The following is a 259-nucleotide window of genomic DNA, read 5'->3' as shown; positions in this document are numbered from 1 at the left end:
ACCATTACGCATGGTCGCGGACCGTAGTTGCGAGACCTGATTATCCTGCAGGCCGTTCATTTCCGGCCTCGACCATGGCAACGCATTACGCGATTCCGGAACCGGTCTGTCGAAAATTTCAAGCAACAGGTTGATCGCAACCTCCAAGCGAGCGAGAGACTTCTTTGCATCCGAAGGAAGTTCATCTTTCGTTGCACAGGTGCCGCCCGGCTCAGCCCCAATTTGAGCCGTTGCAAAACGGTAGCCTCGACGTGGCACC

1 protein-coding gene is annotated in these 259 nt (G+C 55.6%); it reads right to left on the bottom strand.

All coding sequences use genetic code 11. From position 1 onward, the window contains the following. Window positions 1-259: hypothetical protein (locus R0J92_RS24260; protein WP_411053562.1), on the bottom strand; the 259-nt coding region annotated here is incomplete at both ends.

This window comes from Tritonibacter sp. SIMBA_163 (assembly GCF_046535935.1).
Classification (GTDB): domain Bacteria; phylum Pseudomonadota; class Alphaproteobacteria; order Rhodobacterales; family Rhodobacteraceae; genus Epibacterium; species Epibacterium scottomollicae.
This window is presented reverse-complemented; position numbering and strand designations above follow the sequence as displayed.